12 protein-coding genes are annotated in these 16,871 nt (G+C 37.0%); all 12 read right to left on the bottom strand.

The features are described 5' to 3' along the window. Positions 1-61 precede the first annotated feature (61 nt). Complete coding sequence (locus tag ACRX5O_RS11410; RefSeq protein WP_433906057.1) at positions 62-1,219, bottom strand: glycerate kinase; 1,158 nt, start codon at positions 1,217-1,219, stop codon at positions 62-64. 126 nt (positions 1,220-1,345) lie between these two features. Beyond that, complete coding sequence (locus tag ACRX5O_RS11405; RefSeq protein ID WP_433906056.1) at positions 1,346-2,503, bottom strand: CdaR family transcriptional regulator; 1,158 nt, start codon at positions 2,501-2,503, stop codon at positions 1,346-1,348. Between the two features lie 147 nt (positions 2,504-2,650). Next, positions 2,651-3,592: an agmatinase gene (gene speB, locus ACRX5O_RS11400; RefSeq protein WP_433906055.1), complete on the bottom strand. Its 942-nt coding sequence runs from the start codon at positions 3,590-3,592 to the stop codon at positions 2,651-2,653. 323 nt (positions 3,593-3,915) lie between these two features. After that, a complete protein-coding gene (locus ACRX5O_RS11395) occupies positions 3,916-5,292 on the bottom strand; it encodes an APC family permease (protein ID WP_433906054.1) in 1,377 nt (458 codons plus the stop codon). Between the two features lie 368 nt (positions 5,293-5,660). Further along, positions 5,661-6,245, bottom strand: coding sequence for a TetR/AcrR family transcriptional regulator (locus ACRX5O_RS11390; protein WP_433906053.1), 585 nt, complete (start codon positions 6,243-6,245; stop codon positions 5,661-5,663). 137 nt (positions 6,246-6,382) lie between these two features. Then, on the bottom strand, positions 6,383-7,474 hold the full coding sequence (gene ribD, locus ACRX5O_RS11385; RefSeq protein ID WP_433906052.1) for a bifunctional diaminohydroxyphosphoribosylaminopyrimidine deaminase/5-amino-6-(5-phosphoribosylamino)uracil reductase RibD: 1,092 nt from the start codon (positions 7,472-7,474) through the stop codon (positions 6,383-6,385). Then, positions 7,467-8,222, bottom strand: a complete 756-nt coding sequence (locus ACRX5O_RS11380) for a GTP cyclohydrolase II (RefSeq protein WP_433906051.1) — start codon at positions 8,220-8,222, stop codon at positions 7,467-7,469. The genes ribD and ACRX5O_RS11380 overlap by 8 nt, the downstream gene beginning before the upstream one ends. A gap of 33 nt (positions 8,223-8,255) precedes the next feature. Next, the gene (locus ACRX5O_RS11375) at positions 8,256-9,314 is read right to left on the bottom strand and encodes an LLM class flavin-dependent oxidoreductase (RefSeq protein ID WP_433906050.1); all 1,059 of its coding nucleotides are present in this window, start codon (positions 9,312-9,314) and stop codon (positions 8,256-8,258) included. Positions 9,315-9,542: 228 nt separating this feature from the next. Then, positions 9,543-10,721: a sulfite reductase subunit alpha gene (locus ACRX5O_RS11370; protein WP_433906049.1), complete on the bottom strand. Its 1,179-nt coding sequence runs from the start codon at positions 10,719-10,721 to the stop codon at positions 9,543-9,545. A gap of 207 nt (positions 10,722-10,928) precedes the next feature. Continuing rightward, a complete protein-coding gene (gene abc-f / locus ACRX5O_RS11365; protein ID WP_433906048.1) occupies positions 10,929-12,554 on the bottom strand; it encodes a ribosomal protection-like ABC-F family protein in 1,626 nt (541 codons plus the stop codon). Between the two features lie 277 nt (positions 12,555-12,831). Next, a complete protein-coding gene (locus ACRX5O_RS11360) occupies positions 12,832-14,598 on the bottom strand; it encodes a CE1 family esterase (RefSeq protein WP_433906047.1) in 1,767 nt (588 codons plus the stop codon). Between the two features lie 69 nt (positions 14,599-14,667). Then, positions 14,668-16,749 carry an S-layer homology domain-containing protein gene (locus ACRX5O_RS11355; protein ID WP_433906046.1) on the bottom strand — a complete coding sequence of 694 codons (2,082 nt, stop codon included), beginning with the start codon at positions 16,747-16,749 and terminating at the stop codon, positions 14,668-14,670. Between the last annotated feature and the right edge of the window lie 122 nt (positions 16,750-16,871).

The raw sequence follows: 16,871 nt of genomic DNA, 5'->3' as shown, positions 1-16,871 counted from the left end.
ACCCCTTTTTGTATATTTGTAAACGCTTACTATTTATCGGTAAAAAAATCCGCTTTTCTACTTATTTACTAGTTAATAAAAGATCTGTGTCACTTAATATCCCCTTCATGAATAAAGCGATATTTCTCGCTTGGTTATACAAAAGTTGCTCAGCATTGTTCATGCATTCCTCCAGAGATATCGGTCCTACAGTGATGGAATGGCAGCTCATAAAATAGTCACGAAGTTTCTCATATCCTTCGCCCAAGCTCCCAGAAAGCAAGATTGTTTTGACACCTTCTTCATTCGCCAGATTGGCTATATAGATAGGTACTTTACCAAATAGCGTTTGAAAATCACTTTGTCCTTCTCCTGTAATAACAAAATCTGCATTCTTTATGGAATGACTTAATTTCGTTACTTCGGCAACAATTCTCGAACCAGATTTCATTATTCCATTTAGCATGAGAAAGGCAAAACCTAATCCACCTGCAGCACCAGCACCATCTATGTGTTTTAATTCGGTACCTAACTGATTTTCAACAAGAAGAGCGTATTGTTTCATGGCACAATCAAACTCTTCCAGTTTGTCGTTTTGGATCCCCTTTTGAGGACCAAAAACATAGGATGCACCATTCTTTCCACAGAGAGGGTTGGTAACATCGTTCGCAATCATAAACTTGCATTCTTTTAAAAGGGGATGTAATGTTGATAAATCCACCCTTTTTACATGAAAAATTGATTCTCCAACTGGTGGCAGCGTCTCCCCTTCTTCATTAAAGAAAGTTGCACCCAGAGCTTGAAGCATTCCCATGCCACCATCATTGGTCGAGCTTCCACCAAGTCCTACAATGAATTCTCGATATCCATCTTCCATGGCATGTAGTATCACTTCACCAATTCCGTATGTAGTTGTGTGCTTTGGGTTACGCTCCTGTAAAGGAACCATTGGCAATCCCGAAATAGCCGCTACTTCTATTACAGCTGTTTTTCCATCTCCTAAAACACCAAATTCTGTTTCTATTGATTGTTGCAAAGGCCCTCTTGCTTGGACCTTAATTCGGTTCCCTTTTGTTGCAAAAACAAGAGTTTCTAGTGTACCTTCACCTCCGTCAGCCATTGGAATGATTTCTACATCTAGATCTGGTAGTTCCCTACTAAAGGCATCCTTGATAATTGTCCCTACTTGAAGGGCTGATAAACTGCCTTTATAGGAATCTGGAGCTACTAAAATTTTCATAGTCCCACCTTTTTCTCTGAATATTAGAACAATTTAATTAAACTATATAATCGTAGGTGAAATCATCGGGTACCCGCACAAAATATCTTGAGAAATAAAAATAATAGTTGTGCAGCCGCACAACTATTATTTAAAGGTTAATTTTTCTATTACTAATAACACTCTTAATAGTAAGGCATCATGAAAGTTTTTTGGATCCAAACCAGTCTTTCTAGAAATACTGTCTAACCGATATAAAAGTGTATTTCGATGGATATGAAGCTCCTCTGCAGTAACTTTCATGTTTAATGCGTTATTATATAAGACTTCCAATGTATGTATCTGCTCCTCATTTAAGGTAACTTCTTCAGGTAAGTATTGTGCATAAAAACTCTTTAACGTTTCTTCAGGTACTTGTTGAAAAAGAGTAATAATTCCCCAATCAGAAATATGCGCAACACCGTTAGGTTTAGTAAACTTCTCGAGCAATTTTAAACTATCACAAGCTTCTAAATAGGATTTTCGATACCCTTCTATTCCAGTGTAGGATCCACCAATTCCAATTCTAACCTTAACTCCTTGGTTTATAAAATAGGTATGAATAGAATCAGCAGCAGTTTGATAGTTAGTTTTTGATGGCGGTACGGCAATGATACAGTTATCGTCCTCTAAAAAGCTAGAAAAAACAATGGAAGGAAGAAGTGTTTTTAATTGATGTAGACGCTCGTCTTTCTTCTTTCTGTTCTTTACCACTTCCTCCATGTCTTGATGTTTCGTAATTGGTAAAAAATCAGTAAACCGAATAAGGAAAATACTAATATTCTTTTGAAAATCAAGATTTAAATAATGCAAGCCATCTGCTTCAAGTTTTGAAGCATGAAAGTGACTTGGATGCACAAAATCCAACACCCATTTTTCCGCTAGTTTATTCTCATATTGTAGTTGATTAAATAGTTCCATTTCCTGAAGCATAACTTCGACAGTTACTTTCAAAATTTGAGCAAATTGTATAACATCATTCGGTTCCCCCGTAACCCCTATACACCCAATAATTTTCTTCTGTATTTCTATTGGTAAATTAACACCTGGCTTTGCTCCAGGAAAATGCGCTTCATCTTCAGAATAAATAAAGATTGCTTTTTTTGTATCAAAAACCATTAATGCCCCTTGGTGAATCTGATTTAATCTTGAGGAATCTGTACTCCCGACAATCACCCCATCACTGTTCATAATATTAATGTTATAGTTTACTAGTTTTTTAAGCTTTACTAATATAGAATGTGCTACTTCAGACGTTATTCGCATTCTATCACCTGCCACATAAATGTAACCGTTTACTCATGTTTAATAAAATAACATAGTTTCTGAAAATTCCCAAGATTTTTTATTAGATAAACAGTATTTTCCAAACAACAAAAAAAGAGGAAGTACATCGACTCCCTCTCTCACATTCTATTCCTTTTTCTCTTTTATCTTCAAAGCAGCCAAACTAGCAAAATCATGCACAATGGTTGCTGCTAATAAAGCGGTGATTTGTGTTTGATCATACTGAGGCAAGACCTCTACCACATCAAATCCGATATAGTTGAAACCAGTAAGAGATCGAATCATTTGTAATGTTTCTCTACTACTGAAACCACCTACCTCTAACGTACCTGTCCCTGGGGCACAGGAGGGGTCAACAAAGTCGATATCAAAGGTTAGAAAGACGGGAGTATCACCAATGACATTCCGCATTTTTGTAAGCACGCTCTCAAATCCCATTTGTTCAAGATCGTGAGTAGTTATGACGTTATACCCTAATTCATAGCTTTCTTGAACGTCACCAGGATGGTTGAGCGTACCTCTAATACCAATTTGAAAGACCTTGGACGGATCAACCAAACCTTCCTCATGTGCACGAATAAAAGGAGAGCCATGCCAATACTTTTCTTCGTAATAAGTATCCCATGTATCCGTGTGAGAATCAAAGTGAATCAATGCTACGGGTCCATGGACTTTAGCTGCGGCACGTAAGCTTGCAAGAGTAATTGAATGATCTCCTCCTAGTCCAATGGGGATGATCCCCTTTTCCATAAGCCCTTTTACTGCTTCTTCCATAAGTTCGTAGCTTTTATGAATATTATGAGGGATGACAGAAACGTCTCCGATATCAATAGCATTTGTTTCATCAAAAGGATACACCTTGTGAATAGGATGATATGGAAATAAAGTCATAGATGCTTGTCGGATAGCTTGCGGAGCAAAACGCGCTCCTACCCGAAAGGAAGCGGCTGTATCAAAAGGCATGCCAATTATGGCTAGTTTGGCATTCTCTCTTTGTTCTGGTAGTCTCACAAAAGATCCTGTTGTACAAAATTCAGGTTTGACCTCGGGCGATAATGGATATTTCATTTTTTATTTTCCTCCTGTAATTTATTTTGAATGGTTGAATCACAATTAAGATTAGATTCATTGAAAGGAGTACTGGAATCAAAAAATGTAACATGTTCATTTTATCGCCTCGACTTTCTGTTAATAGATATGAATGACTGTCATTCATTATGGTACTTAAAAAAAGAATATGACGCATAATTATTTTTAATAATCTGAATATAAGTGAAAAGTAAAAAAATATCAAGTGAATATCTCTAAATTTTTACAATTAGGAAGGGGAGTTGTTATTCCGTGTAGGTGCATGGTGTTCTTCTCGCACCCCTTCTATTTCATAAAAGCTCTTACATCTTAATTAACGTAGTTGGCTCAAGCTCTTCCATTTCATTAAATTCTATATTACTAACCTTTCTAGTAAACATTCTCGTAAGATATATTAGGTACAAAAGTCCGAAGGCAAGCCATGTGGCACCAAGAATAATAGAACTCTTTTCAAGGTTTAACCACAAAACAAAAATTGCACCCGCACCTAGCAATGGCATAATGACATATGAAAACAAGCCCTTTAGTGTTGTGTACTGTTTGTTTTTAAAGGCATAATGTGCAATGACTGATAAATTTACAAATGTAAAAGCAATTAAAGCTCCAAAATTAATAAATGAAGCAGCAGTTGCCAGGCTGAAAAAAATCGCCGATAGAGAAGCAATTCCTACTATAATAATGTTTAAAACTGGAGTTCTAAGCTTCGGATGTACATATCCAAAGATTCTCTCAGGTAGGATCTTATCTCTCCCCATAACATATAACAGTCTCGAAACGCTTGCATGTGAAGCAATACCAGATGAAAGTGTGCCAGCTATTCCCCCAGCAATAAAGATAATCTGAAAAATAGATCCTCCGATCGAGGTAGCAATTTCTGGAGATGATGCTTCTAGGTCAGTAAAGTCTTGTGGATTAGGAAAAACGAGCTGAATGAAATACGAGGTGACAATAAACATCAATCCACCTAGTAACGCAGTAAGAAAAATGGCCTTTGGAATCGTCTTTTTCGGGTTAGGTGTCTCTTCTGCTAGCATAGCCACCGCATCAAATCCTAAGTAAGAAAAACACATTAACGTCGCTCCTGCAATAAGAAGCGATGAATCTATCCCTTGTTCAAAAAATGGCTGAATGGAAAATGCTTGTGCTACACCGCCATCACTTAATAAATATTTAATAGCGACTCCAATAAACAATAAAATAATCGTTCCTTGAAGAATAACTAAGAAAGTATTAAAGTTTGCCGTTGAATTTACACTCATTAAGTTAAAGAAGGTCACCACCATAACAAATCCAACCACCCATATCCACTCAGGTACCGCTGGAAAGATAGAAGATAAATAGATTTGAAATATAAGGGCATTGACCATTGGTAAAAATAAATAGTCCATTAGCGCTGCCCATCCAACTAAAAATCCTAAATGTGAATTAATTGACTTTTGAGTGTACGTATAAGCAGATCCAGCGGTTGGATAAACTTGAATCATTTGTTTATAACTAAGTGCCGTTAACAACATCGCAACCAAGGCGAGGATATATGCTGTAGGAACATGACCTGCTGTAGCTTCGGAAGCAATACCAAAGGTATCGAAAACAACCATTGGTGTCATATACCCAATACCCATTAACACAATATGCGATAGCTTAAGTGACCTTCTTAATTCAATTCTTTCAGCCGGCATGTATCTTCCCCCAATCAAACATATAATTTTGAATATTTAGATAATTATAAACATATACTCATCTCTACTAGTTAAAAAACTTTGTGACCTCCCTCCTATTTACTCATAAATGACTGAACGTCATTCATAAAACTACAAAAGGAGAAACCTTTTTAGTTAATATACTCATACTTTTCTAGACTTTCCACTTCTTCGTCAGACTTTCTAACATACTTCAAACAAACCTTTAATGAAATCGCTTTCAATTGAGACTATCTTATTTCATGAAGGAAGAGATTGCAAGGTATTTTAATCAAGAATATATTCTATAAGGCAAATAAAAAACGACAAAAATAGTGTTTTTTGTCGTTTTTTATAAAATCATTTCCTCATTTTATTGATAATGACCTCTCTAGGAATCGGAAAAGTTCTTCTTTCGAGTCTTGGAGTTCCATGTCTTGATCTTTAGCTATGTAAAAACGCTCTGCTGCATTTTCGACGAGATTAATAATCATTTTTGATGTCCACTCTACATGAAAACTACTAATAATTTCTTCATGTACAATCGCATGCTGTAAGATATCCTCAAACCATTGATAATACGGTGTATAAATCGTTTCCCATGTTTCTAAAGAATACTCTAATGCGAGACCGGAATAACAGAGAACAAGCACATCTTTGTACTCATCCGTAATACGGTACGTTTCGTCAATAAACACCTTTATTTTTTCCCAAAAAGATGACGTATCTACTACTCTCTTTTTTATATTGCTGAGTGAATACATGAGTAAATTTTCAGCAATAGCTGGAATAAGAGCATTTTTTGATCGAAAATAGAGATAAAAAGTCCCCTGGGCAACTCCGGCTTTCCTTACGATATCGGAAATAGATGTTTTGTCTAGACCTTTTTCAGAAATAACTTCAATGGCAGCTTGTAAAATTTTATCATATTTTTCATTGGAGTGACTCATCATTACCACCTCAAAATGAATGAACTCCATTCATTTTACTATATTTAACTAGGAACGAGCAAATAAGTAAATATCAGATATTAAAGATGCCCACTTTCAAAAATGAACATTCCCTACTGAAAACCTATTTAACATTCCCCTCATTTATAAATTGGATAACCAACGAATTTAAAATCTTTCCCTATTTGGGTGATCGAAGCATCTGAAAGTTCCACAGCATCCTTCATTTTATCTACTCCAGTCCCTTTAAGGAACGATGGAGACAAACTCCCACCGATTAATTTCGGAGCCATATAGAGAACAACTTTGTCTATCAAATGATTTTCAAAGAATGTCGCATTAATTCCTCCCCCACCTTCAATTAGTAGAGAAGATATAAGCTTTTCACCTAAAATACTTACCACTTCGTTAGGATCTACTTGTTTTTTTCCAGATGTGTGAAATAGGGTGATTCCCATGCTTTCTAATGTTTGTTTCTTTTCTCTATCGTAGATTTCACTAGTGAAAATCCATGTTTCTGCCTTCTTATCGGTTACAACCTTTGATTCAAGGGGAAGTTTTAATGTAGAATCCATTATTACTCGAATAGGATTACGTCCATTAGGGATACGAGCAGTTAATTCCGGATCATCTTTAATTACTGTATTTACTCCTACCAATATAGCCATATTTTGATTTCTAAGGTGGTGAACGTCCTCTCTAGCCTCTGCAGAAGTAATCCATTTGCTATCTGAGGTGTGTGTGGCTATTTTTCCATCTAGCGTAATCCCGGATTTTAATGTAACAAACGGCTTTTTCTGAACAATAAATTTATTAAAGACTTCGTTCATACGTTGAGATTTTTCCATTCCTACCCCAACAACCACTTCAATATCCGCATCCTTAAGGATTTTCACACCGTTACCTGAAACAACAGGATTTGGGTCGAGGGTAGCAATGACCACCTTCCTAATACCTGCTTCTACAATCGCGACTGCACAAGGACCAGTTCTCCCATGATGAGAGCAAGGTTCAAGGGTTACATAGATTGTTCCCCCTCTCGCTTGATCACCAGCCATCCGTATGGCGTGTATTTCGGCATGTGGTTCGCCTGCTTTTAAATGCGCCCCAATTCCTACTACCCGATTATTATTGACGATTACAGACCCGACTAATGGATTTGGATCCGTCTGTCCTTTCATGGCAATGGCATTATTCAATGCCAAGTCCATATAAAATTCATCGTTAGTCATTTGGACAAGTCCCTTCTTCTTCTAAATGGCCAGATCGTTTGATTTTTGTTTGAAGATAATTTTCATTGTATTCAGATACATCTCCCCACAATGGTTTTCTTTCTGAGACTGTTAACCCCGCATTTTTTAATGCTTCAAGCTTTTTCGGATTATTTGTCATAAGTGTAACTGGTTTTGAGCGAAGTGCCTTTAGTACTTGAATCGCATCTGAATAATTTCTTGAATCATCTACAAAACCAAGACTTTCGTTTGCATCGACTGTATCGTAGCCATTTTCCTGGAGAATATAGGCCATTGCTTTACTAAATAAACCAATCCCTCTCCCTTCATGGTTAGCTAAGTAAAATAATGCACCCGTTCCATGGTCAATGATCATTTTCATCGATTGTTTTAATTGGTATCCACAATCACATCTCTTGCTTCCAAAAATATCACCCGTGTGACAGATAGAATGCATTCGAATAATGGCATCTTCCTCATAAGAAAAATCTCCATATGCCAGAACGCTCGATTGTTGTAGTTCTGCTAAATTAACGGAAGATAATTTATTGATGATTCTTTCGAAGTCTTCTGTTACTTCATCACAATTTAACCAACAATACCATTGAAAAACAACTGTTTCACCGTAAAGGTTTACAGGTAGTTTGATTGGTCCAACTAAATAAATGGCTCCTTTGTCCGTTTTAATTAATTGAATTTTGTCTTCTAAAACAGAAAGAACTTTTGAATCAAATTTTGTCTGCGTCAACTAAGTAACCCCTTTTCACCATTATTTTCACTTTTATTTACTTGTTTCTCTCCTAACGATAGGAGCTATCTTTGTGGCTAATATCTCGATCCCTTCGGCTACTTTTTCGAACGGTAACCCACCAATATCAATTTGAGCCATAAAGCGCTGATGGCCAAAAAGCTCATGTTGACGAAGAATTTTCTCCACGATTTGTTCCGGACTACCCACAAAAAGGGCTGTATCGGGATCCGTCAATTGGTCAAATTCATCTCTTGATAATTTTCCTGTTTTGCCTAACTGCTGATTGACATATGACTTGTATACAGAATAATAAGGGTAAAATTCATCTCTTGCTTTTTGGGTGGTACTTGCAAAATACCCATGGCCTGTAACCCCTACTCTTAGTTTATCCGATGAGTGACCTGCCTTACTACCAGCTTGTCGATATAAATCAACTAATGGCTTAAACTTCATCGAATCTCCACTTAAAATCGCTACAGCCATCCCAACACCAAGCTCCCCCGCACGTTCAGCACTTTCTGGTGAACCACCAACACCAACCCAAATTGGTAGCTTATCTTGTATCGGTCTTGGAGCAATTTCCGCGTTCAATAAGGATGATCGAAATTGACCATTCCAAGTGATCTTCTCTTGTTGATTTAATTGTAAAAATAGATCCATATTTTCTAAAAATAGTTCATTGTATTCATTAATATCAAAACCGAAGAGAGGGAAAGATTCTAAAAAAGCCCCTCGTCCAGCAATGATTTCTGCGCGTCCATCAGAAAGTAAATCCAATGTTGCAAAATCCTCAAACAAACGAACAGGATCGACGGTACTTAGAACAGTAGTTGCACTCGTTAATTTGATTTTTTTAGTTAGTTGAGCAATTGCTGATAGTACAACTGGGGTAGAAGATATCGCATAATCTAAACGGTGATGTTCTCCAACCCCAAAAACATCAAGCCCCGCTTCATCAGCAAGCTTTGCTGCTTCGAGTATTTCCTTAAGTCTTTGCCCTGGACTAATCACTTTTCCCGTATGAGGATCTGGTACAATATCACCAAGCGTATATAGACCAATTTCTATCCCTGAGTTTTTCACATGCATTACCATATTCTCCTCATTAATTACCACTTAGTTACTTTATGTAAGTAACTATAATATCACAATAAGATAGTGTCAAGTAAGAAATGACCGCTATTTTAAATGAAAAGATTATCCTTAGAAATATTATTCCAAAAATAGAGTTTTTGTCTCCTTAAACTGAAACTAGGGATATAAAAATTCAACTAAAAAAGAGCTATTCGAATGATCGAATAGCTCTTCTTCTATTAATTAATATACATCACGCTGGTAGCGACCTTGCTTTTTCAATTCATTTAAATAGCTTTCAGCCTCTTCACGTGAAATTGAACCTTCTGTTTCAATAATAGTGATCAATGCTTCATGCACATCTTTAGCCATATAGGTCTTATCTCCACAAACGTAGAAGTAACCACCTTTTTCAAGCAACTCATAAATTTCCTTACTATTTTCAAGCATTTTGTGTTGTACATACACCTTTTGTTCTGTATCGCGAGAGAACGCAGTCTCTAATTTTGTTAAAGAGCCTTCCTTTACATAGCCCTCTAACTCTTCTTTATATAAGAAATCTGTTGCCGCATGCTGGTCTCCAAAGAACAACCAAGATCTACCTTCTGCTTTATTGATTGCACGTTCTTGAATGAATGAACGGAACGGAGCAATTCCTGTTCCTGGTCCAACCATAATAATATCTGCTTCGCCAGATTCAGGTAGATTAAAGTGCTTGTTTTGTTGAATAAATACAGGAATTGTATCGCCTTCTTCAAGACGTTCTGAACATTGTACTGAACATACTCCCTTACGATCACGACCATGAGCTGTATATCGTACAGCACCAATTGTTAAATGTACTTGCCCAGGATTAGCGACAAAACTGCTTGCGATAGAATAAAGACGTGGTGGTAATTTTCTTAATAGAGATACTATTTCTTGAGCTGTCCCGTTCCACGGTCCAAAGTCGTGTAACAAATCAAGTAAGTCACGCCCATCCACATATTCCTTGAGTTCACCAATATTTTCAGCTGCTACTAGCCTTTTTAGCTGTTCGTTCTCAGTTAGACCCGCAGCTTGTTGTAAAATCTTCTTTGTTAATAAAGTAATTTCAAAGTGAGTGGATAATGCTTCTTTCAGTGGTAGTGTTGTACCAGCTTTATCAATGATTACAGGCGTTTCTGCATCCCACTTCATTTCTTCAAGAATAGAAGCAACTAAATCAGGATCATTTTGTGGAAAAATCCCAAGACAATCTCCTGGTACGTATGAAAGGCCAGAAGTTTCTAACGACAACTCTATATGTCTTGTTTCTTTATTAGAATCAGGGCCATTTAAATTAATATTTTTAAGGACCTTTGCTTGAAAGGGATTTGTTCTAGAATAAGCCATAGTCTCTTCCTTTTTTTGTTCTGAAATATTTTCTGCAGTTCGTTGCATGTTCGCCACCTCACAAATTTGTATAACAATACTATTATAACATTTTTTAATTTTTCAGAAACTTATTTTTTAAAGCTTCGATTATTAGGTATTTAAATCAGGATTATAGCATGATTCCATATGTATTGTAATATTTACTCTATACTGATTACAAGTATGAGCTCTAGGAAGAGCCTCTCTATATGAAAGGCTCTCTTAGTTTTTACTTCAATTAAGCTCTTTTAACTTTCGTGTCAGTTCATTAAATCTACTATCAAGTTCTTTATATGCTGGATCTTTAGTCGTCATAAAGCTTAGTTTTCCTAGAACTTCTTGTCTCTCGGTTTCAAGCTTTAGCCGCAATTCGTCTAGATTACTTAATTTTTGTGGTACGTCACTAAGTTTCTTTTGAATCGTCATGTTACTCATAACAAGTTTTGTATTCGTCGTCTTATCCAATAAATAACGGTCATGAGAAACAATTATTAACGTACCATTATACTCTGCCAAAGTCCTTTCTAGCTGCTCGCGGGAAGGTAAGTCGAGATGATTAGTTGGTTCATCCAATATGAGCACATCTTTTTCTTCTAAAATATATCCCATCAGTTTACACTTTACCCGTTCACCCATGCTCATATTTTGAAGCGGTTCTTTCCATTGAGAAGCTGTAAAACCTAAATGTTTCAAGAGATTTTGAACTTTTCCTCTTGCATCGAAGGTTTCTTTGTAAAAAAGATCCTCTGGTGTTTTTTCTAATGGTAAATCAAACACTTCTTGCGTCAAATAACCAATTGTTGCTGTTGGAGAAATCCATACATCTCCTTCTGACGGTTCTTGACCAAGTATGATTTTTAACAATGTTGTTTTACCACTTCCATTCGGACCAGTTATGGAGATCTTCTCCCCGTGGAGAAGTGTAAAATTAACGTTGTTAAATAGCACTCTACCTTCAAAATTCTTTGACAAATCTTTCACTTCTAGAAACCGTTTCCCAACCTTGTTATGATTTTCAATCGTAAAACGAACATCATACTCTGGTTCAACCCGCTCCACTTTCGCTTTTTCTAACTCTTTTTCAAGACGCTTTCGTTTGGACTTGACTTGGGCATCCATGCGTTTTGCTTTTACGCGATAAAATTCTTTAAACCCTTCCTTTTTCGTGGACTGTGAATGTGCTTTCTGTGACCAAGAAGTGAGCTCATTCATTTGTGCTTCAATTCGTTCGACCATTTTTTGTTGCTTCTCATATTCTCGCTGCTGTGATTGCCTTTTCTGTTCGCGAGCTAACATATAACTAGAATAATTTCCTTTCTGTTCAAAAACTTTAGTCCCTTCAATAGACCAAATTTTTGTAGCTACTTTATCTAAAAAATACCGATCATGAGAAACAAGAATAATCGAACCTTTATAATTTTTTATTTGCTCAATCAAAAGCTGTGTGCCCTGTTCATCTAAATGATTGGTTGGTTCATCCAATAACAAAAGGTCAGATTCTTTTGAAAAGCCATGTGCTAATCGAAGCTTTAGCCTTTCTCCTCCACTTAAATTGGAAAAATCAGTGTGTGTTGGCACCATCCATTTTTTATTAAAAACGTGTGACTCTTCCTCCCCAGAAAAGACTTCCGTTTCTTGTTCGACTAAAGTCATTTTCACATTTCTTTCTACCCACTGAATACTTCCTTTAGTGGGAGCTAAATGGTTGTATATAACATGAAGTAAGGTTGATTTCCCAGCTCCATTTTTTCCAATAATCCCTATGACGTCTCCTTCATGAACATGAACATTTACATCTTTAAAAAGGGTCACATCATTTATTTCATAGCTAACATCTTTACATTTAAAAAGTTCTCTCATTATTTCATCCCCTCGGTTTACAGGGAGAATAAAAAAATCCTCCCAGTTAAATTGGAAGGATTAGTCGTTTCATACCATAATCAAATAAAGCTTTTCCGTAAAAAGCTAAGAACCGTATAGATAATGGGCAGACTAATCCTATTTTTTTGATTTGAAATATGAAATTTCAATCGTTTTAAAATAAGATTAGTTCTTCATCGTTCACCCATCATCCCTTTCTATTTGGTAACATTAGTATAACATAGCTTCCTCTATATGGTAAATAATTGTTCTGGAATTACTCCGTATAATGACGGTTTCCTTCTACATCCTTTTCCCAATGAGAGAACCAGTTTTCCCATAGTTCCCAAACTTCTGACACAATGAAGTTATGGGCTCTATCTTTTGTCTGAGTATATTTGTACATCGGTGTTTCATTGTTATCGTACCAAGTGTAAGTGGTATATCTGTCCTTTGTGGTAACAATAGAATCGCTCAGCTCACCGAGTTCGTTTCTATCCAGCCAATATTGCACAGTAGTATTTGTTTGTCCTGGAATCTTGTGGTCCCAACTCCAAATATCATATTCACCAAAGAGCAGATAAAACGGTACTTTATCATTTTTCCCTTCAATAGGTCTTAAAAGCGGACCAGAAGTTGAACCAAAAGCAGTAAAGTATTCGGGCATGACGGCACTCGCATAGTTCGTGAACATTGAGCCAAGAGATTGACCAGTTAAATATCGCTTCCCAGGATCAACGTTATAATCTTTGTCAATTTGCTTAACTATTTCCTCAAGGAAGACAAAATCATCTTGCTTATTGGTTGAGTAGTTAACATTCCATGTTACTTCTGTCGATGAATTGTATTGTTCACTAGGCATAACAAGCATAAATCCGTGTTTGTCTGCTACCTCCCACCAATGGCTGGCGTCAAAGAATACTCGTGCCGTTTGCGTGTTTCCTGCAAGAACGAAGACTACCGGAATGTTCTCCTCAGGTGCAGAATCCGGGACATAAACTAAATACTCGCGAGTATATCCATCCAAATTCATTTCCTTGATTTCAACACCCATTTTTTCGTAATCAGGTCTTACACCTAGTACATTGCCGTTAACGGTTGTGTTGTCATAGCGCGTATAGTAAGAAAGGAAATCATAAACTTTCTTGGTGAAACCCGTCTTATACACTCCATTTCCGCCTTGATCAAGAACTGCCACTTTGGAACGTACATCGCTGTAAGAAGTGACAATACTAGTAGAATCTTCTTTTTGTATATAGACGGTACTTCCCATCAATCCCTCTGTTGATCCTTTCTCTCCCGATGCAACTGTGTCATTAGCACCTTTCCAGTATTCGACTAAGTTTTCTACGGAACTTGGGTTATCATTTACAAACCAAGTAGGAACAGGAACCTCAGAGTAAGAAATCTCTCTATTTTCAACAAAAGTCTTTTCTCCTGTTTCCCGAATAAATTCTGAATCAAGATCTTCTGTTTCTACAAAAACGGAGCTAATGACAAAGAGTGGATTTTGCATCGCCCAAGCTTGAAGTGCTGTTCCTCCGTCTCCATATCCGGCTAAATAAAAGACACCAAAAGTATTGTAATACTTAGTATCTTTTAATACCTTTACTGCTTCATTAATATAGGCAAGTTCTTCTTCCGCACTTCCCCAACCATTCACACCAGGCTCTAGTATGAACAATCCTTCTGATTTCTTATCCGCAATATCCAGCCATCCGCTTTTGAGAAGGAACTCTTCTGTTGTCATATCATCTGGAGCAGCTATGACCGTGAAGTAATCTCGGATAGTCGTTTCTGGCGCTACATAGATTTTTACCGTACGCGTCTCATCACCGACAGTAACATTCCGAGTAAAATACCCGTTTAATGGCAACTTGTTACCTAATGTAATATCAATAGCTGGTTTTTCCATTCCATCTAAGGAGGTTGCTTCTAGTTTAATAGCATTCTTACTATTTATTGATGCAGCTGAAACAGGCATGACAATGCTTAGTATCAATAATGAAATCACCATTAAAAACATGATTTTTTTACCATTCATCATATTTCACTCCTAACATATGAGTATCGTAGGAACCATTCTAGTACTATATGGTTCCTACGAAGACATTTAATATTTTTCTACCTTGAAGGTATAGGTACTTGTTGTTACTTTGTCAGGTGCTACTATTTCAATTTTAATAACGGAGCCATTCGAAACCGCCACCTTATTGGCTGAACGATAATCTACTTTTTTGCCGTTAATTCTGATTGACTTTACTTTAGTAGACATGGTTGTAGGAATAACGGTTATTTCATCATTAGCCTCAGGCACTTTAACTGTATAGTTATAAGACCATGGGTCAAATTTATTTGGCAAGGAGTTGCTTACCGTCATTGTCTCACCTGCCCATAAGAATGGTCTAGAATCCGGTGCAAACTGTACTGTTTTACCGACCAGTTCCCCACCTTCAAATTCAATATTAGAAAGGACAGAATATTTCAAGTAACCGCCTTCACCATTGTAATTAATAGGAGCTGATGTTAAATACTCAGTATTGTCACCTTTTATTCCAGGTAGTTTTATGGCAATCCAGTTGGTTCCATCCTTCCACATGTCACCAATAATTGTTGTCCTGCTATTTGGAGCATCATTATTGCCACGTAGAGTTGGAGAAGTACCCGCTTCTCCTTTATCAATTACCTGCTGCACGGCAGCTTCATATAACCCTAGGTGACTAGGTTGAAGGGATGATTCGTCGTGACCTGTAAAAATCTTGGTAATCTTGCCCCCATCTTTTTTCAAGTTTGAATACGTTTGTTGAACCAGTGAGAGGAATAGGTCTGTACGAACTCCAGACACATTCACGTTATCCGCAGAACCTGCTCGGGTACAGCCGTAAATATCAGAAGCGAATACTAAACCGTTTTTCTTGTCCTGTAGGATAATATCACTGTGGTCGTGCCCAGGCAAAGCGTATACATGTAGTTCACTTCCGCCTATGTCAATCACATCACCCTCGTCGACATTTTTTATTTTTGCCTGGTGTTCGCTATTGTTTAGGACTTGCACCCCAATGGCTGCCCAACCTCTTTCATTGATAAATACCTCATGATCGTCAATAAAGTTTGGTACTTGTGCCATATGATCTCCATGTGCGTGCCCAACGACTACTGAGTAAGGTTTTCTAGAAATATTTTGATCAATATATTCTTTTAAGTTTTTAACATCGTATCTAGTTTGTAATGCATCGAATAAAATACCCTTATCCTGCCCTTCTATATACCAAGCCATCGGACGAACAGACTCTGAATCATTGTATATTTGGTATATGGCTGGACTAGTACTTGTGCCTTCCTGAATAAGAGTATGCTGAAAATCAGCAACGGCCGGACGATAGAGTTTCCAAGTGAAAGTCTGTTCTGGACTTGTGATCATGCCATCCTTTACTGCAATAGCCTTGTATACCACTGTTCGCTCAGGTAATTGACTATTACTTAACATTTCATTTATATGACCTTTTGACTCTACTGAATATATTTGACTTGATGTAGTTGGAGTTGAACCGTCAGTTGTGTAATAGATGGTTGCACCTGGAGTTGGAGTATAAAGTTTAACGTATCTTCTTGGAGCAAGTGTATTTTGTTTTGGAAGTGCTTGGACTGGAGTGACCATCGTGCTTGTAATCTTATCAAATATTCGATTTACCTCAGATCTTTTAATAGGCTCATTAGGCTTAAATAGCTTTGCTGTCTTTCCAGTCATATAACCTAATTCTACTAAGGCATTGACGCTTCCTCTAGCCTCTGAACTTATCATTTCATAGTCTGTAAAAGGTGCAGCCTGATCGGACTCTGCGATTTTAAATGCATCTACGAGTATCACAGCTGCATCTTCTCGAGAAATCTCACTATCTGGATTGAAGTTACCTGAAGCATCAGGACTTATAATACCTTCCTCATAAGCTGCCTCTATCTGCTTCCCCAAAGGATCTGTCGTTTTTACGTCATTAAACTGTTTAAGTGGTGCTTTCCAAATATCGTTGTAATCACTAGGGTGTGGCCACGCGAAATAGTTAGAAATCTTTCCGATAAACTCTGCATTTGTAATGTTGTCTCCAATTGCAGCAGATGCAAATGGAGAGCTTGGTACTAACATGACGACCATAATCAATGCTAAGAAAATCTTAAATTGTTTCCTCAGTTTAGACATCATCTTCCTCCTCATATTTACCTTTTACGTACATTACTGAATCGCTTCTGTTACCCCCTAACAACACCCTTGTAACGTTAGTAATGGTGTAAATAGGATAGTTAAGTATAGAAAACTCTGTA

Source organism: Robertmurraya mesotrionivorans (assembly GCF_050971805.1).
In the GTDB taxonomy this organism is placed as follows: Bacteria; Bacillota; Bacilli; order Bacillales; family Cytobacillaceae; genus Robertmurraya_A.
Note: the sequence above shows the minus strand (reverse complement) of the source record. Positions and strands in the feature narration are given on the sequence as shown.